This is a genomic window from Streptomyces sp. ICC1 (assembly GCF_003287935.1).
GTDB lineage: Bacteria > Actinomycetota > Actinomycetes > Streptomycetales > Streptomycetaceae > Streptomyces > Streptomyces tritrimontium.
In genome coordinates this window covers 7,023,865-7,043,086 of the sequence record NZ_CP030287.1, presented here as the reverse complement: position 1 = coordinate 7,043,086, position 19,222 = coordinate 7,023,865, and the positions used below count along the sequence as shown (strand labels likewise).

General features: G+C 71.5%; 22 protein-coding genes. 8 read left to right on the top strand and 14 right to left on the bottom strand.

The window, feature by feature from the left end; genetic code table 11:
• Positions 1–85: 85 nt before the first annotated feature.
• From DRB96_RS32940 to DRB96_RS32930, 3 genes are all read right to left on the bottom strand, one after another.
• A complete protein-coding gene (locus DRB96_RS32940) occupies positions 86–454 on the bottom strand; it encodes a VOC family protein (RefSeq protein ID WP_162688811.1) in 369 nt (122 codons plus the stop codon).
• A gap of 204 nt (positions 455–658) precedes the next feature.
• Positions 659–1,536 (bottom strand): IS5 family transposase gene (locus tag DRB96_RS32935; protein ID WP_204357869.1). Its coding sequence is split into 2 segments (ribosomal slippage): positions 659–1,141 and positions 1,144–1,536, totalling 876 coding nucleotides; the frame shifts between segments, so codons are not numbered across the junction.
• A 7-nt stretch (positions 1,537–1,543) separates the two neighbouring features.
• The gene (locus tag DRB96_RS32930; RefSeq protein WP_112451743.1) at positions 1,544–2,125 is read right to left on the bottom strand and encodes an AAA family ATPase; all 582 of its coding nucleotides are present in this window, start codon (positions 2,123–2,125) and stop codon (positions 1,544–1,546) included.
• Positions 2,126–2,457: 332 nt separating this feature from the next.
• Here DRB96_RS32930 and DRB96_RS32920 point away from each other — a divergent pair, with 332 nt between their 5' ends.
• Complete coding sequence (locus tag DRB96_RS32920; RefSeq protein ID WP_112451741.1) at positions 2,458–2,943, top strand: hypothetical protein; 486 nt, start codon at positions 2,458–2,460, stop codon at positions 2,941–2,943.
• Positions 2,944–3,290: 347 nt separating this feature from the next.
• Here the strand turns inward: DRB96_RS32920 and DRB96_RS32915 are convergent, their stop codons facing one another.
• A complete protein-coding gene (locus DRB96_RS32915; RefSeq protein ID WP_239516433.1) occupies positions 3,291–4,094 on the bottom strand; it encodes a hypothetical protein in 804 nt (267 codons plus the stop codon).
• Positions 4,095–4,179: 85 nt separating this feature from the next.
• A complete protein-coding gene (locus DRB96_RS32910; RefSeq protein ID WP_112451739.1) occupies positions 4,180–4,743 on the bottom strand; it encodes a papain-like cysteine protease family protein in 564 nt (187 codons plus the stop codon).
• Between the two features lie 266 nt (positions 4,744–5,009).
• Here DRB96_RS32910 and DRB96_RS32905 point away from each other — a divergent pair, with 266 nt between their 5' ends.
• A complete protein-coding gene (locus DRB96_RS32905; RefSeq protein WP_112451738.1) occupies positions 5,010–5,234 on the top strand; it encodes a hypothetical protein in 225 nt (74 codons plus the stop codon).
• Between the two features lie 96 nt (positions 5,235–5,330).
• On the opposite strand, the gene DRB96_RS32900 is transcribed toward DRB96_RS32905, so the two are convergent.
• The 7 genes from DRB96_RS32900 to DRB96_RS32870 all read right to left on the bottom strand — a co-directional run bounded on the left by DRB96_RS32900 (position 5,331) and on the right by DRB96_RS32870 (position 8,811).
• Entirely contained in the window at positions 5,331–5,741 is a 411-nt protein-coding gene (locus DRB96_RS32900; protein WP_162689007.1) for a DUF6415 family natural product biosynthesis protein, read from the bottom strand.
• 44 nt (positions 5,742–5,785) lie between these two features.
• Positions 5,786–5,965: a hypothetical protein gene (locus DRB96_RS32895; protein ID WP_112451736.1), complete on the bottom strand. Its 180-nt coding sequence runs from the start codon at positions 5,963–5,965 to the stop codon at positions 5,786–5,788.
• Positions 5,966–6,060: 95 nt separating this feature from the next.
• Complete coding sequence (locus tag DRB96_RS32890; protein WP_112451735.1) at positions 6,061–6,708, bottom strand: helix-turn-helix transcriptional regulator; 648 nt, start codon at positions 6,706–6,708, stop codon at positions 6,061–6,063.
• Positions 6,709–6,735: 27 nt separating this feature from the next.
• Positions 6,736–7,260: a DUF6879 family protein gene (locus DRB96_RS32885; protein WP_112451734.1), complete on the bottom strand. Its 525-nt coding sequence runs from the start codon at positions 7,258–7,260 to the stop codon at positions 6,736–6,738.
• Entirely contained in the window at positions 7,229–7,555 is a 327-nt protein-coding gene (locus DRB96_RS32880) for a hypothetical protein (RefSeq protein ID WP_343234640.1), read from the bottom strand. The genes DRB96_RS32885 and DRB96_RS32880 overlap by 32 nt, the downstream gene beginning before the upstream one ends.
• Positions 7,552–8,043: a DUF402 domain-containing protein gene (locus tag DRB96_RS32875; protein ID WP_239516432.1), complete on the bottom strand. Its 492-nt coding sequence runs from the start codon at positions 8,041–8,043 to the stop codon at positions 7,552–7,554. The genes DRB96_RS32880 and DRB96_RS32875 overlap by 4 nt, the downstream gene beginning before the upstream one ends.
• A gap of 135 nt (positions 8,044–8,178) precedes the next feature.
• Positions 8,179–8,811 carry a DUF2461 family protein gene (locus DRB96_RS32870; protein WP_239516431.1) on the bottom strand — a complete coding sequence of 211 codons (633 nt, stop codon included), beginning with the start codon at positions 8,809–8,811 and terminating at the stop codon, positions 8,179–8,181.
• Between the two features lie 948 nt (positions 8,812–9,759).
• On the opposite strand from DRB96_RS32870, the gene DRB96_RS32865 reads away from it, so the two are divergent.
• From DRB96_RS32865 to DRB96_RS32845, 5 genes are all read left to right on the top strand, one after another.
• Positions 9,760–11,331 carry a helix-turn-helix domain-containing protein gene (locus DRB96_RS32865; protein WP_343234639.1) on the top strand — a complete coding sequence of 524 codons (1,572 nt, stop codon included), beginning with the start codon at positions 9,760–9,762 and terminating at the stop codon, positions 11,329–11,331.
• A gap of 132 nt (positions 11,332–11,463) precedes the next feature.
• Positions 11,464–12,738: a hypothetical protein gene (locus tag DRB96_RS32860; protein WP_162688453.1), complete on the top strand. Its 1,275-nt coding sequence runs from the start codon at positions 11,464–11,466 to the stop codon at positions 12,736–12,738.
• A gap of 209 nt (positions 12,739–12,947) precedes the next feature.
• Entirely contained in the window at positions 12,948–14,105 is a 1,158-nt protein-coding gene (locus DRB96_RS32855) for an acyl-CoA dehydrogenase family protein (protein ID WP_112451729.1), read from the top strand.
• Between the two features lie 19 nt (positions 14,106–14,124).
• Complete coding sequence (tesB, locus tag DRB96_RS32850; RefSeq protein ID WP_112451728.1) at positions 14,125–15,003, top strand: acyl-CoA thioesterase II; 879 nt, start codon at positions 14,125–14,127, stop codon at positions 15,001–15,003.
• 27 nt (positions 15,004–15,030) lie between these two features.
• Complete coding sequence (locus DRB96_RS32845; protein WP_112451727.1) at positions 15,031–15,990, top strand: cation diffusion facilitator family transporter; 960 nt, start codon at positions 15,031–15,033, stop codon at positions 15,988–15,990.
• 58 nt (positions 15,991–16,048) lie between these two features.
• Here the strand turns inward: DRB96_RS32845 and DRB96_RS32840 are convergent, their stop codons facing one another.
• Both DRB96_RS32840 and DRB96_RS32835 read right to left on the bottom strand, forming a co-directional pair.
• Positions 16,049–16,861 (bottom strand): phosphatase, encoded by an 813-nt coding sequence (locus tag DRB96_RS32840; protein ID WP_112451726.1) that lies wholly within the window; start codon positions 16,859–16,861, stop codon positions 16,049–16,051.
• A 56-nt stretch (positions 16,862–16,917) separates the two neighbouring features.
• Positions 16,918–17,496: a TetR/AcrR family transcriptional regulator gene (locus DRB96_RS32835; RefSeq protein WP_112451725.1), complete on the bottom strand. Its 579-nt coding sequence runs from the start codon at positions 17,494–17,496 to the stop codon at positions 16,918–16,920.
• A 100-nt stretch (positions 17,497–17,596) separates the two neighbouring features.
• Between DRB96_RS32835 and DRB96_RS32830 the strand changes: the two genes are divergently transcribed.
• Entirely contained in the window at positions 17,597–19,213 is a 1,617-nt protein-coding gene (locus DRB96_RS32830) for a carboxyl transferase domain-containing protein (RefSeq protein ID WP_112451724.1), read from the top strand.
• Positions 19,214–19,222 lie beyond the last annotated feature (9 nt).

The window sequence follows — 19,222 nt, the reverse complement described above, 5'->3', positions numbered from 1 at the left end:
TTCGTCGGCGGTCGTCATGGGGACACGCCGGCCCCACGGCTGCCGAGGGGGCACGGCGATGTCGTTCGGCCCGGACCGGCGACCGTCAGCGTACGGACAGCTCCGCCGCGACGATGACGTTGCCGTACAGGTCCTCGAAGTGCAGGGAGCCGCCCTCGCCCCCTTCCCGTTCGTCCCACACCCGCACGCCGTGATCGCGCAGGTGCCTGCCGGTCTGCTGCACGTCGGCCGTGTACAGGACGAGCAGGGGCTGTCCACCACACTGACGGCCGATCAGCTCACGTTCCCGCGCGGTGGTCGCGGGCATCAGCCAGAGGCCCACCTGCCCCTGGCCGGACAGGCCGATGTGCAGGTAGCGGTAACCGTCGACCGTTTGATCGTGCAGGACCGAAAAGCCCAGGACCTCTCGATAGAAGGCCAAGGCATCCGCGGCGTCCGCGACGAGCACCGACATGCGCCCGAGCGCGGAAAACGGGTTCCGATCGGGAGAGGGAGCCATGAGGAGAACCTCCGGGATGACGGTCGGAGCCGGGCCAGCCGACAACTACGTGAGTTACGCGTACCCAGCGTTGAGGGACGGTGGTGGTGGAGCAGCAGTAACGGTCAGACATCGCATCACAGTTACAAATGGGACTAGGGCGTGTATCGAATGTGCTGATCACAGCCACTCATGGATGGCTGCGATGAGAACGGTCGCTTCGTATCGGACCGCAAGCTTGTCGTACCTCGTGGCCACGGCCCGGTGTCGCTTGAGGCGGTTGATGCCGCACTCAACCGCGTGGCGTTCTCGGTAGTCGATCTTGTCGAACTTCGGAGGGCGGCCACCGCGCGAGCCGAGCTTCTTGCGGTTCCGGGCCTGGTCCGCCTTGTCTGGGATCGTGCAGCGGATGCCGCGCCTGCGCAGGTAGGCGCGGTTCTTTCGGGAGGCGTACGCCTTGTCGGCGCGGACCCGGTTCGGACGGGTGCGTGGCCTGCCCGGACCGGGGCGGAAGACGCGGATCTTCTCCAGGACGGCTTCGAACTGCGGAGAGTCCCCTCGCTGTCCGGCAGTGATCACGATCGACATCGGCTTCTGGCCCTGCTCGACGGCCAGATGCAGCTTGGTCGTCAGACCGCCGCGCGAGCGTCCAAGGCCGTGGTCGTACGGCTCCGCCGTGCCGACCCCGCCGGGCGGCTCCTTTTGCAGATCCCCCTTTCCCGCGCCCCGGCGGCGTGCTGGTGGGCCCGGCATACAGTGGAATCGACGTTGATGTCCCAGGTGATGAGTTCCTTGGCATCCGCCCGGACCTGAAGTTCGGCAAGGATGTTCTGCCAGGTGCAGTCCCGCTGCCAGCGGCGGAACAAGTCGTAGACCCGGCCCCAGGGGCCATACCGCTCCGGAACGTCACGCCACGGGACGCCGGTACGGGTCCGAAACCGTATGCCGTCGATCAGCTGCCGCCTCGTCCATATCGGCGGGCGTCCCGGCTTCTTGCCCCCGGGCAGCAACGGTGCCAGCCGCTCCCACTGGGTATCCGTCAGATCTCCACGCGCCACCGGGCGATCATCGCAGAGGCTGATCGACTTCAGAACTGGACGCCAGACCGGTCGCAGACAGGATCGCCTCGACTGTCTCTTCAACCGTCTGCGCAGCGTTGTCGATCCAGATTCCCTGCTGCCCGAGCTCGGAGCGCATCGCCTCATCCAGTGGCGACCAGTCCACGGCCAGCGCCTTCTCCCGAGCCTGGTTGCGCCGCCACGCCGTTGCCGGGCCAGGAGCGAGGACGACGATGTGGAGCGGCACGGCCGCCAGCGTCATGCGGTAGAAGTCAAGGTGGGAACGACGGACCACGACATCATCGAGCACCGGGATGAAACCGGCCCGCACGAAGCTGTCCGCCAGAAGGCACGCGTTGCGGGCCCGCAGGAAAATCTGCCGGTCGGCTTCCGCGTTCGCGGCCGGTGAGGGCCATTGCCCACCGCTGACGATCATCTGCTGGAGTGCGTCCACCTCGATATGGGCCGCCATCCGGAACCGGCCGGCCAGCGCAGCGGCCACCGTCGACTTCCCACTCCCCGGGATGCCGGTCAGTAGGACAGCCCCGGCGGCCGGCTCGCGGTCGACGGGCACCAGATCCAAGCTCATACGAGTTCTCCAAGCGCAAACGATCAAGACCTTGGGAGAATACGCGCTGCCCCATCACCCGCCCAGTCAGCGACCGCTTGATCCACTTTCGACACACGCCCTAGCGGTGTGAGTTGCGGTAATGGGCACGACGTTGGAATCGCCGACGGGCGCCGCGCAGAGCTCGGAGACGATCGCGAACGACGTCGTCACCATCGGCACGGCCATGGCCGGCGGCATCACCGCGTGCGTGGTCCGGCCGGGCGCCATGCCGTCGCGGATCTGCCGGCTCGGGCTTCACCTCCGCCTAGGCACGAGATGCACCCCCGCGACAGGGCTGTCAGGCTGGTCGTATGACGCTGGGTGTCTTCCCCGTCGGCCGTGTCCATCACGTCGGGCACGTCGAGTCGCGGGTTCAGGACGTGCGGGGCGAACCTGCCCTCCTGGAGGTCTACACGGGCTGGATCAACGCCGACGTGGCCGGGGTGGGCGGGCAGCTCGTGAGTATCGACTTCGCTTCATTCCTGCCGCACTCGGGAACGCGGGTCAAGCAGTACCCGCAGGAGCTGACCCCCGACGTAGCCGTCATCGCCGAGGTGCAGACGGTTGTTCACCAGGACGACGAGACCACCTGTCACGGCATCGACTTCGCCACTGTCGCCCTGGAGACCCAGCAGCAGCTGCCTGCGGACCCTCCGCCCCGGTGCCTCGTCCTGCGGGGCCGGTTCGCACTGCAGGACGTCCTGGTGAACAGCATGAGCTACCAGGTCACCCTGCTCTGGCCGCCCTACGACCCCCTCCCGGTCATCGACCTGCCGGCTCACGTGGGGCCGGGCTAGCCCCGACCCGGCGCGCCGGGTGAGGAACTCCAGAAGCAGCCGCGTGGTCTGCGCTGGCACGGGTCAGCCGCGCGCGCGGAGGCCCGCCATCCGGCCCGTGCCTGCCCGGCCAGGGAGCGCTCGCCCGGAGCGCGGCTGGCCTGCTCGAAGGCCTCCGCCGCTGCCTACGTACACCTCCGGGGTCAGGGTCAGGAGGCAGCAGCCGCAGGGGAAGTCTGCGCTCGGCCGGGCGGCATGGAGGCCCTGCAGGCTTTGCAATGCCCGGTAGTGGCGGTCCGGCTGGACAAGGATTCGCTCCGTCCCGGCTGGTTGCCGGGACGGAGCGAGGGGGCGTACGGGGGTTGGGCTCAGCGGGTGCTTGCGCGCCGGCGTCGGTGGAGCACGGCGGCTCCGCCCGCAAGGGCGAGTGCCGTGCCGGAACCGCCGGCGAGGAGCAGGGTGGATGACGAGGCGTCGTCCTCCGTGCGCTCGGGACCGTAGCCGCTGGAGTAGCCCTGGGTGTCGTACTCCGAGCCGGGGAGCTTGTCGGCGTAGCGGGCCTTGACCAGCTTCTGGTAGTCGCTGAGCGATACCGACGCCTGGCCGCCCAGTCCTTCCCGGGCTTGGTCGTTGAGTGGCTCGACGGTGGCGAGTTTGAGCTGGTACCAGCCGCGGTTCTGCGGTTCGGTGAAGACCAGCGTGCCCAAGGTGGCCTTGCTGGCGTATGTGGCGTCGCTGTCGCCGTCTCGCACGGCTGCCAGGTGCCAGCCGCCGCCCTGGGTGGGGGCGAGCATGACGGTGACGTTGCGGCCGTTGACGGTGGTGCTCAGTGAGGAGACCAGCTGCGTCAGCTTGATCGCCTCGGTGGGCAGTGGCTTGGCGGTGCCCGCGACGAACCCCGGGGTGATCTCGTTCAGTGCCACCGGGTCCTTGATCGTGAAGACCGGGAGGCCCTGGCACGGCTCGGTTGTTTCGGGGATCGTCTGCACCGGGCCGCCGGCACCCTCGGTGGGCACCGGAGTGCGCAGGAATCGGCAGACGGTGTTGCGGACGTCGGTGGACTTCACCGCGTTGAGGGCGGCCTGGTAGCCGGGGATGTCGGCCGGGAGGGGATCCTTGGCCGTGGTCGCGTGCGTCGGACCGACGACGGACAGCAGTGCGGATGCACTCACTGCGATGACGGTGGACAGACGGGAGAGGCGAGAGGCCGCCCACTTGGACATTTCGGTACCGCTGGTGTCGCGCATGTCGCCTGCCTTAGCGGGAGATACCGATGCGGGAATGGGTCCACTTGGACGAGCTGTTGCTCACGTAGTCGTTGTAGTTCCACCACGTGTACGTGGTGGTGTCCGGCCACGGGTCGGCCACAGCGATCGTGCTGTTCGCCGTGTCGAAGCCGTAGACCACGTTCATGTGGCCCCCGCCCGACGTCCACCCGATGCGGGCACCGATCGGTCGGGCCGCCTTGACGTCGGTGTACACCTGGTTGAACGTGGCCGCGCTGTTCAGGCCGGAGCCGGTGTGGGTCATGCCGAGGCTGCTCCACCCCTTGGCCATGTCGTCGAGCGTGGCAGGCTGGTTGTTGCAGCCGTAGTAGGGATTGGCCCGGCTGCAGAAGTCCGTCTGCGTGGAGCCGAAGCCCTGGAACTTGGCGATGGTCAGCCCGGAGGCGACCCAGCACCACTGGGTCTTCTCCTGCTTCAGCATGCTGATGGTGTCCTGGCCCGCTTCCGCGTGAGCTGTTCCTCCTGCGGCCGTGAGCGATCCCAAGGCGGCCAGCGCGATGGCCGACGCCGTGGTTCCGTACCTGAACCTGCCCATATTCCTGCCTTCCCCTGATGGGTACAACGAGACGAACGGGGCGATCTGGCAGGAATATGACAGCGCATCATGCCCGAGTCACATAAGGGCTTTGCAGGAAATAGCCCCCTACGGATTACTTCTCGGGTAATCATGGGAAATTGCCACTTATGGATCACCTCTATCTGCCGAAGCGGCGGGCGACTCACGATCTGCCCCTCGGCGGGCGCCATTGCCCCTTCGCGGGCGCGGCCGCACCGGCGTGGGGACTCCAAGGGGGCGGGGCCGTGGCAGTCGCGGCTCCCCACGCCTACTGCGTGGAGATCACCAACCAGGACGTGAACCTGTCCCGCCCCATTGTGGCGGCCATCCCCCGCGACCACGCCGGCCCCACCCTCCGGGCCATCGCCGGCGGCCGCGCGAACGGCAAGGGCGTCTCGGTGACCACCTACGCCCACACCGGGCGCCGGGCAGGCCACCGGCTTCCAACCTCCCACCTCGCCGTGCTCTGAAGACATCCTGCGCCAGGTCAGCGACCTGGTGGATGAAGCGAGCAACGCACTCGACACACCGACGAAGTAGCTGGAAGCAACCGTCCAGCCAACGGTTCAGCCCCCTTCCGGTGCAACCCTCTCCGGGGCGAGCGCGGCCTCAAGGCGGTCCAGCCGTTCGTAGAGTGCGCGGACCAGGCGGACACAGTTCTGGACGCAGCGCATCGTTCCCTCCAGCGTCGCGGACAGCTGGCCTTCCGCCTCGCGCAGGACGACGTCGGCGAGCACCCGGGACCCGCTGTCCTTCGGCAGCTGGTTCGCGCGGCGCCGTACGTCGGCGGCGACCGCGCGGGCGTGGCCGGTCAGCTGGAGGCCGATCTGCTCGTAGTCGCGGGTCGCGAGCGTGTCCTCGCCGGTCCAGGCGAGGACGGCTTTGACGAGGTACTCGTACGGTTCACGGTCGAGCGGGAGCTCCGCCTCGATGAGGCCGTCGGGGTCGTACAGGACCGTGTGGCTGCTGGTGTGCATGGCGGGCCTCGCTGCCGGGGGCGTCTCGTACGGGTGGTCGGCGGTCACCGCAGGGTGTCTTCGCCGTCGCCGAGCTCGTCGTCTTGGTCCCCGGTCGGCCGGGCGAGGAACCGGGCGAAGCCGCGGTCCGCGCGGGCGAGCAGGGCCGGAGAGGGCCGGCCAAAGTCGGGGCGCTGAAGACTGGGGCCGTCCGGTTCGGGGCTGGTGGGTGTGGGTGCGCTCATGGGCCACCGCCTCCGTGCTGGGGTGCGTCGCTGTTGTTCGACGCTACGGAGGTCACCGCTCGTTCCTCAGCGAGATTGCGGGAAATTGCGGAAGTTCACTCCAGGGCGTCGATCGCGGCCTCGATGAGGGCGCGGGCCGTGTCGCCGTAGACGGCCATCTTCGCGAGGGCGGCGAATGCCTTCGCGTAGTCGGCGAGCTCGCGCGGCTGCGTCACCTTGATCTCCGCCGTCAGCGTCTCCACCACGGCCGTGGTGTCGTCGTGGACGTAGAACGCCTCCAGTGGCCACACGGTGCGCTGCGCGGTGCCCTGGAAGCGGGTGATCTGGTTCATGAGGGCGGTGGCGAACGCCGGGGTCTGGAGGAAGCCGGGCGGGACGTTGGAGAGGTAGACGCGGCAGATGCGGGTCTGCTCGTGCAGGGCGTACCAGTCCTGTTGGACCTGGCGCATGCCGTTGCGGTGCAGGCGGCGCCACTCCATGTACATCGAGTCGACGGCGCGAGCGGTGGCGATCAGGTCCTGCGCCTGGCCGTCCGCGCCGCACGCCGCGCACCAGGAGCGGATGTCCGCGTCCGAGGGCAGTGCCGCGCCTCTTTGGATGCGGGTGGTCTTGGCGGGGTGCCAGCCGCACCGGGCGGAGAAGTCCTTCCCGGTGAGGCCGGCGTCCTTGCGCAGGTGCGTGAGCCGCACGGCGAGCGCCTCGCGGGCCGACTGGGCGCTGGACGAGGGAGAGGCGGTCGTCATGAGTGGCGGGCCTTGGGTGTGCGTCGGTCAGATGCGGTAGTCGGCGTGCGGAGTGGCCAGGTCCCATACCGAGCGGAACGCCTCGGCACACAGCTTGACCGCCTGCGGGTCTTCGGTGTGGTCGGGCTCCAGGGCCTGGCCGTCGCCGGAGAAGTTGAAGCGCACGATGCGGTCGTCGATGAGCCAGAAGTCGTTGCCGGGCAGGGCGAGCGTGGGGGCACGGCGGCGGGGAAGCCAGCGGACCTCTTCGCCGGCGCGGAGGTTGGCGTCGGTGATGGCGTGCTCGAAGCGGATGTACTCGGTGACGGGCTCGGAGACGATCCGGGCCCGCTGGACCTTCACTCCGCGGGCAACGGTCCGCTCGACCAGAGGCAGCCAGCCGCCCCAGTACTCCGAGTCGTCTGCGGGCACGCTGCCGTCCCGCCCGAACGCCTCGAAGACCTCCCGCTCCTCCCCCACCGCGTAGACGTCCCGCAGTTCCAGGTGCAGGGCGCGCTGCTGGGCGGAGTCGAGGAGGTCCTCAAAGCTGGGTGCCAGCGGCTTCTGCGGCATCACACGCCTTCCTGATCTGATCCACCATCCGGACCGAGATGCGGATGACGCCCTCGCCGTCCGCCGGCGGGCTGTCCTGACTGCAGGCGGCGCGGGTCGCCGCGTCGGCGAACTTGCCCTGCAGAACCAGCTCCGGCCCCTCCTTGGCGTCGGTGTCCACCCAGACCGCGGGGCAGTTACCTCCGCCCGAGTTCGGGTCCGTGCCGAAGAAAGGTAACGCCATGATCGCCTCCGGCGAAAGCCAGTTGCGGGGAGTTGCGCAATGACCGTCCCGCGCACCGGCCGCCTCGGTCAAGGGCGCGGCCTCACCGGCTCGCCGCCACCACTCCCCGGGCCGGCTTCCTCTCGCTGAGGCAGGCGCGGCGTGGGCCAGGCCGGGTTCCAGCGCCAGGCCGCACACCGGTCGGCGTCCGCGAACGGCCCGGCCCGTTTCTCGAGCATCGCGAGCACCTGGGCGCGGGCGAGCTCCACCACCTGGTGCTCGATGTCGGTCACGATGCCCAGGCGCCGGACGTGGGCGTACTCGTCCTCGTCCTTCCACGTCCACGTACTCAGGTCGGGGTCGATGACGAGGTCAACGGTCAGGTCGAAGGTGTCGAACCCGGCCTCGGTCCGGCGGATGGGGCGCTCGAAGTTGACGTACCAGTTCCTCAGCCCGGCCCCGGTGAAGAAGGCGTTGACGCTGAACCACGCCGCCCGCGGCTTCCACAGCAGCAGCTCCGTCTCCTGCCACACCCCGGGCGCCAGCTCCCACTCCCCCGTCGCCATCGCGTCGAATGCCACCGAGGGAGGCGCCGAGGGAGGTGGGCAGGAGGTCGAGCACGATGATGACCCGTACGGCGCGGAAGGGTGCAGTGCCGGTGCGCACGCTGCTCTCTGGGTGTCGTTCCTCCCGTGCCGCGCGGCGCCCTCGTGACGTCAGGAGGCGTGCTTCACGTGGTGGACCAGCCACATCAGCAGGGCGTCCAGGTCGTCGGCTGCCGAGAGGACCCGGTCGACCGCCTCGGGGGTGTGCAGCCACTCCTCGCAGCCGAGGGGACGGGCGGCGATCAGGGAACGGTGGCGCAGCAGGTTCGTACGGGAGTGGTTCGTCGGATAGCCGCGCGGGGGACGTTTCATCACGTCCCCGGAGATGTCGTAGCCCTTCTTCCGCACGTCCTCGACGATGGCGGACAGTTCGCGGCCGCTCCCCTCGGAGGCCACGGCTCTGCGGAAGCTGTCCACCTGGCCGGGATCGGGGTACCACCAGGCGCCCTGGATCCGCAGGCCGTCCAGGGAGAACCGGAGACCGATCTCGATCTTGCGGTCGAGCCGGATCACCGCGCTCTGGTGCTGCCACCACCAGGAGTCGGTGCGGTAGTGCCAGACGGAGAAGTCCTCGTATCGCGGGTCGGCGTCCGCGACCTCGTTGAGCAGGTCGATCATCGGCTGCCGGACCAGGCGTTCGCGGTCCGCGCGACAGCGCGCGCGGGTCGCGTGGGTCGGTTCGCCCTGGAGCTGCCACAACACGTCCATAGCCTGCTCAGGCCAGCCGGTGAACTGTCCGCGCATCCGGGCAGGTTAGCTCACCCATCGTCCGCGCGAGCGGAGTGAGACAGGGAGGAGGCCCCTCTGTCAGCCGACAGGCGGGGCTGGCCTTTCCCAGTCACTGAGTAGGAGTTCGAACCGGCCTGGGCGAGGTCAGCTGCCGATGGGTGTGAGGCATCCCCGGCCGTTCGGTCCGGTGCAACTTGGGGTCCCTTCGGGGAACGCGGGGTTGGTGAGGATCGGCCTCAGGGCCTCGATCAGTGCGGCGTCAGGCGGTGGTGCGGCAGCGACTCGCTGGTGGATGTAGGCGACGACTTCGTCGCCGAGGATGGCGTGTCAGCAGGCGCGGCAGGGCATGGGGATCCTCGTCTCGTGAGGCCCGGCTAACGAGTTCGTGCTGGCGTGTTCGGGCGCCGATTCCTACCCCGCACGAGTGCTGTCTGCACCCCGGTAGGCGATTCGGGCCAGGGCCGTGACGGAGTGCCGTTTCTGCGGTGAATTCGCACGCCCACCCGGGTGATCCGGATTCTGGAGGCGCTCCTCGGACTCGCCGAGGACTGCCCGAACGCCACCGTCGTCTACGAGCCCGCGCCGTAGCCGCCGCACGCGGCCCTGGGGTCAGCTGAGTCGGGATCCGATGCGGAATCTCATCTCAACGGCGGCGGACTGGGCAGTCATCCGCCGCTCCTGCTGCGCCGCTGGTGGATCCGGCACGCACCAGCGCTCCCCGCCGCGGACGCGGCAGCGCCTACCGCGTCTTGGAACATCGGACACTGACCCGCCGCCTGGGGCGGCGGACCAGGTCCGCTATCGGCCACCGGCCAAGGGATCGGCCACCGGCGGCTGGGCCCGAGTGAGCAGGCTGACCGCAGTGCCGGTGAGCGTGACCGTCGTCCACTGCGTTCCGCTGCGGCCAGGAGCCGTGCCTTCTCCAGCCGGTGCAACTGGTACGCGACGCGAATTCTGTAGCCAGTGACTGTTGTTGCTCAGAGCGGTGGATGCGTCTCGGGGGGGGTGGGCCCGGTCCCACGTACGGACCGAGGAGTTCATCGAGCTCCCCGTGCCCAGCAACCGCGTGCGCCCCGTCCCCGGAGCCATGTACGACAACCGTCCCCATGCTCCGCCGCAGACCACCCATCGCCCCCACACCCGTCCCTTACACCCATCTGCCGCTGCCGACCATCCACCCTGCGTCGTTCTGGGGCGGACCGGGAGGGCGGGGGCACGGACGCCGGGGAGTACGTCTCCCGGCTGGTCCGGGCCGGGACCGCGGCCCTCGGCTTCGGCGTGACCCCGGTGCACGAGACCGTGCCGCGGTCCCTCGTCGAGGCCTGTGCCCGCCACGGGCTGCCCCTGGTCGAGGTGCCGCCCGGGACCCCGTTCACGGCGGTCGGCCGGAGCGTCTGGCGGCTGATGGCGCGGGCCCGCACCGCCGAGCTCCGCCGGGTCACCGAGGCCCAGCAGTCGCTGGCCGCGGCCGCCGCCCGCCCGGACCCGGTCCCGGCGGTCCTGCGCCGACTGGCCGCCGCCCTGGGCGGCTGGGCCGGACTGCTCCCCACCGACCCGGCGCGGCCCCCGGGGGCCGCCGCGCCGGATCCCGGCCCCGCGCCCGCCGCGCCCGCCGCGCCTTCCGGACCCTCCGGACCCTCCGGACCCTCCGCGCTCCCCGGCCCCGCGCCCGCCGACCCCGGTGTCCACGCCGGGCCCCTGCCCGGCCCCGAGGTGCTGGCCGCGCTCGCCGCGCTCGCCCGCCGCGTGGCGCCCGGCTCCGCGGCCACCGCCACCGCCGCGCACGGCGAGCTCCACCTCGCCGCCCATGCCCTGGGCGACGGCCGGGCCCTCGCCCTGGCCACGCCTTCGCGGGCCCCCGGGGACCACACCGTCGCCTCGGTGGCGGCCGTGCTGCTGACCCTGCTCACCCGCCGCCCGGCCGGGGCGCAGGCCGCCGCGCTGACCCGGCTGCTGCTCGGCGCGGCTCCGGGCGAAGCGGTCGGCCCCGGGCCCTGGTACGCCGTCCACGCCCGGGGCTCCGGGGATCCGCAGGCCCTGGCGGCGGCGCTGGGCACCGTACTGCTGGACCCGCGCGAGGACGGCGTACGCCTGCTCACCGACCGGGATCCGGCCCCGCAGCCCGGCTGGCGGCTGGGGGTGAGCGCGGCGGCGGCGCCCGACGCCCTGCCCGGCGCCGACGCGCAGGCCGGCCGGGCCCTGGAGCGCGCCGAGGCGGCCCGCACCCCGATGGCCCGGCACACGGACCCCGGCTTCGCGGGCCTGGTCGGCGAGGCCGAGGCGCGCGCCCACGCCGAAGCCCTGCTCGGGCCCCTCTCCCCCGTCCTGCGCGACACCCTGCGCGCCTGGCTGGCCCACCACGGCAGCTGGGACCGCGCGGCGGCCGCGCTCGGCGTCCACCGCAACACCGTCCGCCAGCGCGTCGCCCGCGCCGCCGGCCTGCTGGGCACCGACCTCGACGACCCGGACACCCGGATGGAGCTGTGGTTCGCCCTGCGCCGGTCGGCCGCTCCGCCGGAAGCGCCCTCCGGCTGACGCCGGCCCCCCGGGGTCAGCGGCGCCCGCCCGATGTCCGGATCCGATCTGTCCGCCGCTGTCCATTACGGCAAGGATGTCCCCCGACCAGTCAGCTCTCGCATCTCGCACGCTGTCGATCCGGGGGGATCCATGGGAACGAGAACGATGCGCAACGGCCTCACGGCGGCGGGGAGTTTCCTCGCCGCGCTCACCCTGGCCGCTCCCGTACTCGCCACTCCGGCGGGAGCCGCTCAGGCGGTGGCCGCTCAGACGGGGGCCGCTCAGACGGGGGCCGCTCAGGAGGCGGTCGCCGCACGCTGCAAGCCGTCCGTCCAGGTACTGGGGAAGCTGCCCCGCGCGGACGATCCGCATCCGAGCCCGTGGGTGCGCCGGACCGAGGTCACCGCCATCGCGCCCGGGTCCTCGCGGCTGGCCGTCGGCAGGAGCGGGGCCGCCCCGGCCTACTGGGTCGGGACGGAGGTTTTCGCCGTACCGCTGCCGCCCGGCTCGAACGGCGCGGGCCGGGTGCTGGGCGTCAACCGGCACGGCCTCATGGTCGGCGAGGTGGTCTTCACGGACGCGGGCGCACGGGCCTTCAGCTACCAGGCGGGCGCGGCCGCCGTCACGCTGCTGCCGGGCGGGGACTCGGCCGTCGGCGTCAACAACCGGGGCGTGATCGTCGGCAGGTTCCGGGACGAGGCCCGCGGGCAGACCGTCGGCGTGCGGTGGTCGGCCGGCGGCCGGGTCCGCCGCGAGCTGCCCGCGCCCGCCGGATCCACCGTCACCCTCATGTCCGCCGTGAACAACGCCGGGCAGATCACCGGGAACGCCTACGTCCCCTCCGGCCCGTTCAACTACGGCCGGGGCGCCCACTGGCCCGCCGACCCGGCCGCCGCCCCCTCGCTGCTCGCGACCGGCGGCGTCCCGACGGACGGCTACACGGCCTTGGCGATGGACGAGTCCGGCCGGACCGTCGGCCGCCACCGGCCCGACGGCGGCGGCCAGGAGCACGGGGTCGTGTGGAGCACCCCCGGCGGCGCTCCCGTCGACGCGCCGCCGGCCTCCGGCTCCGTGGGCAGCAGCTTCGAGGACATCAGCCCGGCCGGCGGGGTCACGGTCGGCGTGGCCGACTTCTCCTACCCCTACCCCGGCTACCCGGACCTGCCCGCGTCCATGGCGGAGTACTGGACGGGCAGCGGCCCGATGCGCGTCCTGCCCGGGATCGGCGGCGTCCAGAACTACAGCACCGCGTACGCGGCCTCGGACGACGACCGGGTCGGCGGCGCCGCCCAGGACGCCGGGGGCGTGGTCCATCCGGTGATCTGGACGTGCGCCTCCCGGCAGGCGTACGCGCTGCCCGGCGCCCCCGGGCCCCGGCCGCAGCCGGTGTCCACGGCGGGGCGGGAGGGAGCGGCCGGGCGGTAGACCCCGCCGCGTACAGCTCGAAGCCGCCCGTACGCCTCGAAGCCGCCCGGCCGTCGCACGCGGCCGGGCGGCCGTCGCGCTGCCGTGTGGCGACCCTCTCCCCGCGATCCCGGCTGCATCTCTGGACAGAATCGACAACTCGCCGGTAACTTAATCTGAGCAAGCGCTTAGATTGGGGCGGCTGACTGCCGCGACGAAGGGAGTCGGCCGTGCGCCGTACGGTGTTCAACGAGGACCACGAGGCGTTCCGCGAGACCATCCGCGCCTTCATCGAGGCCGAGGTCGTCCCGGTCTACGACGAGTGGTTCGCGGCCGGCCAGGCCCCGCGCGAGTTCTACTACAAGCTCGGCGACCTGGGCGTCTTCGGCATCAACGTGCCCGAGGAGTTCGGCGGCGCGGGCCTGGACACGCACAAGTTCGAGGCCGTCCTCTACGAGGAGACCTCGCGCGCGGGCGTGAACTTCGGCGGTTCCGGCGTGCACGTGCTGCTCGCCCTCCCCTACATCAAGATGCTCTCCACGGACGAGCAGAAGAAGCGCTACCTGCCGAAGTTCGTCACCGGCGAGGAGATGTGGGCCCTCGCGATGACCGAGCCGGGCACCGGCTCCGACGTCGCGGGCATGAAGACCACCGCGAAGCTCTCCGAGGACGGCACGCACTACGTCCTCAACGGCTCCAAGACCTTCATCACGGGCGGCGTCCACGCCGACCGCGTCATCGTCTGCGCCCGCACCTCCTCCCCGCGCGAGGACGACCGCCGCTTCGGCATCTCCCTCTTCGCCGTGGACACCAAGTCCGAGGGCTACTCGATCGGCCGCAAGCTGGACAAGCTGGGCCTGCGCACCTCCGACACCGCCGAGCTGGCGTTCGTCGACGTGAAGGTGCCCGTCGAGGACCTCATGGGCGAGGAGAACAAGGGCTTCCACTACCTCGGCGCCAACCTGCCGTCCGAACGCTGGGGCATCGCCTTCGGCGCGTACGCCCAGGCCAAGGCGGCCGTCCGGTTCGCCCAGCAGTACGTCACGGACCGCACCGTCTTCGGCAAGCCGGTCGCGCACTTCCAGAACACCAAGTTCGAACTGGCCTCCTGCCAGGCCGAGGTGGACGCGGCCGAGGCCGTCGCCGACCGCGCCCTGGAAGCCCTGGACGCCGGTGAGCTCACCGCCGCCGAGGCCGCGTCCGCGAAGCTGTTCTGCACCGAGGTCGCGCACCGCGTCATCGACAAGTGCCTCCAGCTGCACGGCGGCTACGGCTACATGAACGAGTACCCGATCGCCCGCCTGTACGCCGACAACCGCGTGAACCGCATCTACGGCGGCACCAGCGAGGTCATGAAGTCCATCATCGCCAAGTCGATGGGCCTGTAGGGCACCTAGCCTTACCCCCATGAACGAGGCACTGACGACGCTCCTCGACCTGCTCGATCTGGAGCAGATCGAGGAGAACATCTTCCGCGGTACCAGCCGCTCGGCGCTGGTACCGCGGGTCTTCGGCGGCCAGGTCGCGGCCCAGGCCCTGGTCGCCGCCGGCCGCACCGTGCCCGAGGACCGCACCGCGCACTCGCTGCACTCGTACTTCCTGCGCGCCGGCGACCCCGGCGCGCCGATCGTCTACTCGGTCGACCGGATCCGCGACGGGCGCTCCTTCACCACCCGCCGGGTCGTCGCCGTCCAGCACGGGCAGCCGATCTTCCACCTCTCCGCGTCCTTCCAGACGTACGAGGAGGGCCTCGACCACCAGGCCGCGATGCCGGACGCGCCCGATCCGGAGACCCTGCCGACGGCCGCCGAGTCGCTCCCGCTCTACCGCGAGATCTTCCGCGACCCCGGCACGGTGGAGCGGCTGATCGACGCGCGCGCGGCCGTGGACCTGCGGTACGCGACGGTCCCGCCCTGGGGCAGCGTCGGCGAGCCCGTCGAACCGCGCTCGCAGGTGTGGTTCCGTACCGCCGGCAAGCTCGACAGCGCCGATCCGCTGCTCCACACCTGCCTGGCCACGTACGTCTCCGACATGACCCTGCTCGACTCGGTGCTGCTCGCGCACGGCCGCGGCGGCTGGGCGGTGGGCGACGTGGTCGGCGCCTCCCTGGACCACGCGATGTGGTTCCACCGGCCGTTCCGCGCCGACGAGTGGCTGCTGTACGACCAGGAGTCGCCCTCGGCGGCCGCGGGCCGGGGACTGGGCCAGGCCCGGATCTGGACCCAGGACGGCCGGCTGGCCGTGACGGTCATCCAGGAGGGCGTGGTGCGCGTCCCGCGCGCGTAACGGGGCCGTCCGACGTACCGTCACTTCATGTCCAGCAGTGGCGCGAACGAAGAAGAGAGCGTCGGCACGGTCATCGTGGCCGTGGTCACGAACCTCGGCATCGCCGCCGCCAAGGCGGTCGGCGGGGTCATCAGCGGATCGAGCGCGATGCTCTCCGAGGCCGCGCACTCGGTGGCCGACACCGTCACCGAGGTGATGCTGCTGGCCTCCCTCAAGCGCAGCGCGAAGCCGGCCGACGAGGCGCACCCGCTGGGCTACGGGCCCGAGCGGTACATCTGGGCGCTGCTGGCCTCGATCGCCACCTTCGTCGGGGGCGCGGTGTTCGCGATCTACGACGGCATCCACACGCTGGTCCACGGGGAGGACCCGGGGAACCCGACGGTGTCCTACGTGATCCTCGCCGTCGCCGCCCTGCTGGAGGGCTACTCGCTGCTGGTCGCCTGGCGGCAGGTCAAGGGCGAGGCCGAGCGGATGCGGGCGCCGCTGGGACTGTACGTGAAACACACCCCGGACACGGCGGTGAAGGCCGTCCTGCTGGAGAACGTGGCCGCGCTGATCGGCCTGGCGCTGGCGGCGGGCGGCCTGCTGGGCGCCCAGCTCACCGGGTCGGGCGCGTACGACGGGGTGGCCTCGCTGCTGATCGGGCTGCTGCTGGTGTGGGTGGCGTGGGAGCTGGGCCGCTCGAACGCGCGGTACCTGATCGGGCGGCCGCTGCCGGCCGCGATGCGGGCGGAGGTACGGGAGGAGCTCCTGTCGGTGCCGCACATCGAGGCGGTGCTGGAGCTGACCACGCTGGTGCAGGGGCCGGCGGAGGTGCTGATCGCGGCGAAGATCGACTTCCACGACCTGGCGTCCGCCGCGCAGGTGGAGGCGGCGTGCGAGGTCGCCGAGGCGCAGCTCCGGGAGCGCTTCCCGGCGGTCCGCCGGGTCTACCTGGACCCGACGCCGACGCCCACGCCGCCGCCGGCCGGCCCCGCCGGCGTGTGAGGCGCGGGGGGCCGGGGGCCGGTCCCCGGCAGCGGCGGCGCACCGCGCGAGCGGCGCGTCAGGAAGGGAGCAGGCCCGCCGCGTCCAGGAGGTAGGCCACCATCGGGTCGTAGAACCGCGGGTCGCGGACGTGGTCGTCCAGCGGAACCGCCACCTGGAGGGTGCCCTCGGCCTCCGCCAGGAACAGCGCCGGATCGTTGCAGTCCGCGTACCCCACGGCATCCAGCCCGCGCTGCGCCGCGCAGCCCGCCCAGCCGTGGTCGGCGACGACCAGGTCGGGCTGGGGGCGGCCGTGCGCGGCCAGGCCGTCCAGGATCGCCGCCATCGGCTCCGGGGAGTGCGTGTGCCACAGCGTCGCGCCGCGCTCCAGGACGGCGACGTCCGCGAACTGCCACACCGAGCCCTCGTCCGCCGTCAGGCCCCGCGGGATCACCACGATCTCGCAGCCCGCCGCGCGCAGCGCGTCGGCCGTGGCCCGGTGGACGTCCAGCAGGCCGCCCGGGTGCCCGGTGGCCAGCAGCACCCTCTGCCGGTCGAGCGCGGCCTTGCGCAGCCGTGCCGCCAGCCGGTCCAGGCCGGCCACGGTGAGTTCGGGGTCGATGGTGTCCTGGCCGAAGCGGTACGCGGCGTCGTCCACGACCCCGCAGCGCTCCGCCATCACCGCGAGCACGTCCTGCTCGTCGCTCCAGCGGTCGCCCAGTTCCAGGCCCAGCCAGTAGTGCCGGTCGCCGTTGGCGAGCTTGCGGTAGTGGGACAGGTTGTTGTCGCGCGGGGTCGCCACGTCCCCCGCGATCCGCGTCCGGACCAGGTGGTCGATGAGTTCGGCGCGGCTGGGGACAGGCGTCTCTATCGGCTTCGGCATACGGCCCATTCTGCCGCCGCGCGGGCGCAGCCGTCCGCTCCATCCCGATCGGCGGACACGCGGCCTCATCCCGACAGCGCCCCGAACGCCCCGTTCGCGAGCCTGCGCAGCAGCGACTCCGTCGCGTCCCGGCCCAGGGCGGCCAGGTGCGGGGTGGAGTTCAGCAGGCCGAAGACCGCGTGGACGCAGACGCGCACCTCCGCCTCGCCCACCTCGGGGTGCAGTTCCCGTACGACGTCGACCCACAGCTCCACGTACTGCCGCTGGAGCTGCCGTACGAGCTTGCGGTCGGCCTCGCGCAGCCGGTCGAGCTCCCGGTCGTGGAGGGTGATCAGCGCCCGGTCGTCGAGCGCGAAGTCGATGTGGCCCTCGATGAGGGAGGCCAGTACGCCGGACGGGTCGCCGGCGGCCTCCTCCGTACGCCGGCGGCCGCCGGTCAGCAGCCGTTCGCTGATGCCGACGAGCAGTTCGGCGAGCATGGCGTCCTTGCCCGCGAAGTGCCGGTACAGGCCGGGGCCGCTGATGCCCACGGCGGCCCCTATCTCGTCCACGCCGACGCCGTGGAAGCCGCGCGCGGCGAAGAGGCGGGCAGCCTCGCTGAGGATCTGCTCGCGACGGGTCGGGGCGGCCGCTCTGGTGCTCATGGGAATCCATTCTAGACAGGGCCGTTAGCGGTCGTTAACCTAAGTCCCACATGCGTTAACGCTCATTAACAAGCGTGTACCGAGCAAGGGAGCTCGACCGATGCAGCAGGCACCAGTGCTGACGAGCGCCGCCGACCCGGCGTCCGATGCCTGGCGGGCCAACGAGGCCGCCCACCGCGAGCTCGCCGAGGGCCTGCGCGCCCGGCTGGAGGCGGCCCGGCTCGGCGGCGGGGAGAAGGCCCGCGCCCGCCACACCGCCCGCGGAAAGCTGCTCCCGCGCGACCGCGTGGACGCCCTCCTCGACCCCGGGTCCCCCTTCCTGGAGCTGGCCCCGCTGGCCGCCGAGGGGATGTACGGGGGCTCGGCGCCGGCCGCGGGCGTGATCGCCGGCATCGGCCGGGTCAGCGGCCGCGAGTGCGTGATCGTCGCGAACGACGCCACCGTCAAGGGCGGCACGTACTACCCGATGACCGTCAAGAAGCACCTGCGCGCCCAGGAAGTGGCCCTGGAGAATCGTCTCCCCTGCCTCTACCTCGTCGACTCCGGCGGCGCCTTCCTCCCCATGCAGGACGAGGTCTTCCCCGACCGGGACCACTTCGGCCGCATCTTCTACAACCAGGCCCGCATGTCGGGGGCCGGCATCCCGCAGATCGCCGCCGTCCTCGGCTCCTGCACGGCGGGCGGCGCGTACGTCCCCGCGATGAGCGACGAGGCCGTCATCGTGCGCGGTCAGGGCACCATCTTCCTCGGCGGCCCGCCGCTGGTGAAGGCCGCCACCGGAGAGGTCGTCACGGCCGAGGAGCTGGGCGGCGGCGAGGTCCACTCCCGGACCTCCGGCGTCACCGACCACCTCGCGGAGGACGACGCGCACGCGCTGCGGATCGTACGGAACATCGTGGCGACCCTGCCCGACCGCGGGGCCCTGCCCTGGTCGGTGGAGGCGCCCGAGGAACCCAAGGTGGACCCGTACGGGCTCTACGGCGCGGTCCCGGTCGACTCCCGCACCCCCTACGACGCCCGCGAGATCATCGCCCGGATCACGGACGGCTCCCGGTTCCAGGAGTTCAAGGCCGAGTTCGGGCAGACCTTGGTCACCGGCTTCGCCCGGATCCACGGCCACCCGGTCGGGATCGTCGCCAACAACGGCATCCTGTTCTCCGAATCGGCCCAGAAGGGCGCGCACTTCATCGAACTGTGCGACCAGCGCGGCATCCCGCTCCTCTTCCTCCAGAACATCTCCGGCTTCATGGTCGGCCGGGACTACGAGGCCGGCGGCATCGCCAAGCACGGCGCCAAGATGGTCACGGCCGTGGCCTGCACCCGGGTCCCGAAGCTGACGGTCGTGGTCGGCGGCAGCTACGGCGCCGGCAACTACTCCATGTGCGGGCGCGCCTATTCACCGCGCTTCCTGTGGATGTGGCCCAACGCCAAGATCTCCGTGATGGGCGGCGAGCAGGCCGCTTCGGTCCTGGCGACGGTCAAGCGGGACCAGATCGAGGGCGCGGGCCAGGAGTGGCCCGCCGAGGATGAGGAGGCCTTCAAGGCCCCGGTCCGGGCGCAGTACGAGACGCAGGGCAACGCCTACTACGCGACGGCCCGGCTGTGGGACGACGGGGTCATCGACCCGATGGAGACCCGGCAGGTGCTGGGACTGGCCCTGACCGCGTGCGCGAACGCCCCGCTGGGCGATCGCGGCTTCGGCATCTTCCGCATGTGACGTGTGATG

Excerpts from the sequence above, each read along its gene's own strand:
- DRB96_RS32940 (WP_162688811.1), bottom strand. The coding sequence starts at position 454 with ATGTCGGTGCTCGTCGCGGACGCCGCGGATGCCTTGGCCTTCTATCGA.
- DRB96_RS32930 (WP_112451743.1), bottom strand. The coding sequence starts at position 2,125 with ATGAGCTTGGATCTGGTGCCCGTCGACCGCGAGCCGGCCGCCGGGGCT.
- DRB96_RS32920 (WP_112451741.1), top strand. The coding sequence starts at position 2,458 with ATGACGCTGGGTGTCTTCCCCGTCGGCCGTGTCCATCACGTCGGGCAC.
- DRB96_RS32910 (WP_112451739.1), bottom strand. The coding sequence starts at position 4,743 with ATGGGCAGGTTCAGGTACGGAACCACGGCGTCGGCCATCGCGCTGGCC.
- DRB96_RS32900 (WP_162689007.1), bottom strand. The coding sequence starts at position 5,741 with ATGCACACCAGCAGCCACACGGTCCTGTACGACCCCGACGGCCTCATC.
- DRB96_RS32895 (WP_112451736.1), bottom strand. The coding sequence starts at position 5,965 with ATGAGCGCACCCACACCCACCAGCCCCGAACCGGACGGCCCCAGTCTT.
- DRB96_RS32890 (WP_112451735.1), bottom strand. The coding sequence starts at position 6,708 with ATGACGACCGCCTCTCCCTCGTCCAGCGCCCAGTCGGCCCGCGAGGCG.
- DRB96_RS32885 (WP_112451734.1), bottom strand. The coding sequence starts at position 7,260 with ATGCCGCAGAAGCCGCTGGCACCCAGCTTTGAGGACCTCCTCGACTCC.
- DRB96_RS32870 (WP_239516431.1), bottom strand. The coding sequence starts at position 8,811 with ATGCGCGGACAGTTCACCGGCTGGCCTGAGCAGGCTATGGACGTGTTG.
- DRB96_RS32860 (WP_162688453.1), top strand. The coding sequence starts at position 11,464 with ATGGGAACGAGAACGATGCGCAACGGCCTCACGGCGGCGGGGAGTTTC.
- tesB (WP_112451728.1), top strand. The coding sequence starts at position 14,125 with ATGAACGAGGCACTGACGACGCTCCTCGACCTGCTCGATCTGGAGCAG.
- DRB96_RS32845 (WP_112451727.1), top strand. The coding sequence starts at position 15,031 with ATGTCCAGCAGTGGCGCGAACGAAGAAGAGAGCGTCGGCACGGTCATC.
- DRB96_RS32840 (WP_112451726.1), bottom strand. The coding sequence starts at position 16,861 with ATGGGCCGTATGCCGAAGCCGATAGAGACGCCTGTCCCCAGCCGCGCC.
- DRB96_RS32835 (WP_112451725.1), bottom strand. The coding sequence starts at position 17,496 with ATGAGCACCAGAGCGGCCGCCCCGACCCGTCGCGAGCAGATCCTCAGC.
- DRB96_RS32830 (WP_112451724.1), top strand. The coding sequence starts at position 17,597 with ATGCAGCAGGCACCAGTGCTGACGAGCGCCGCCGACCCGGCGTCCGAT.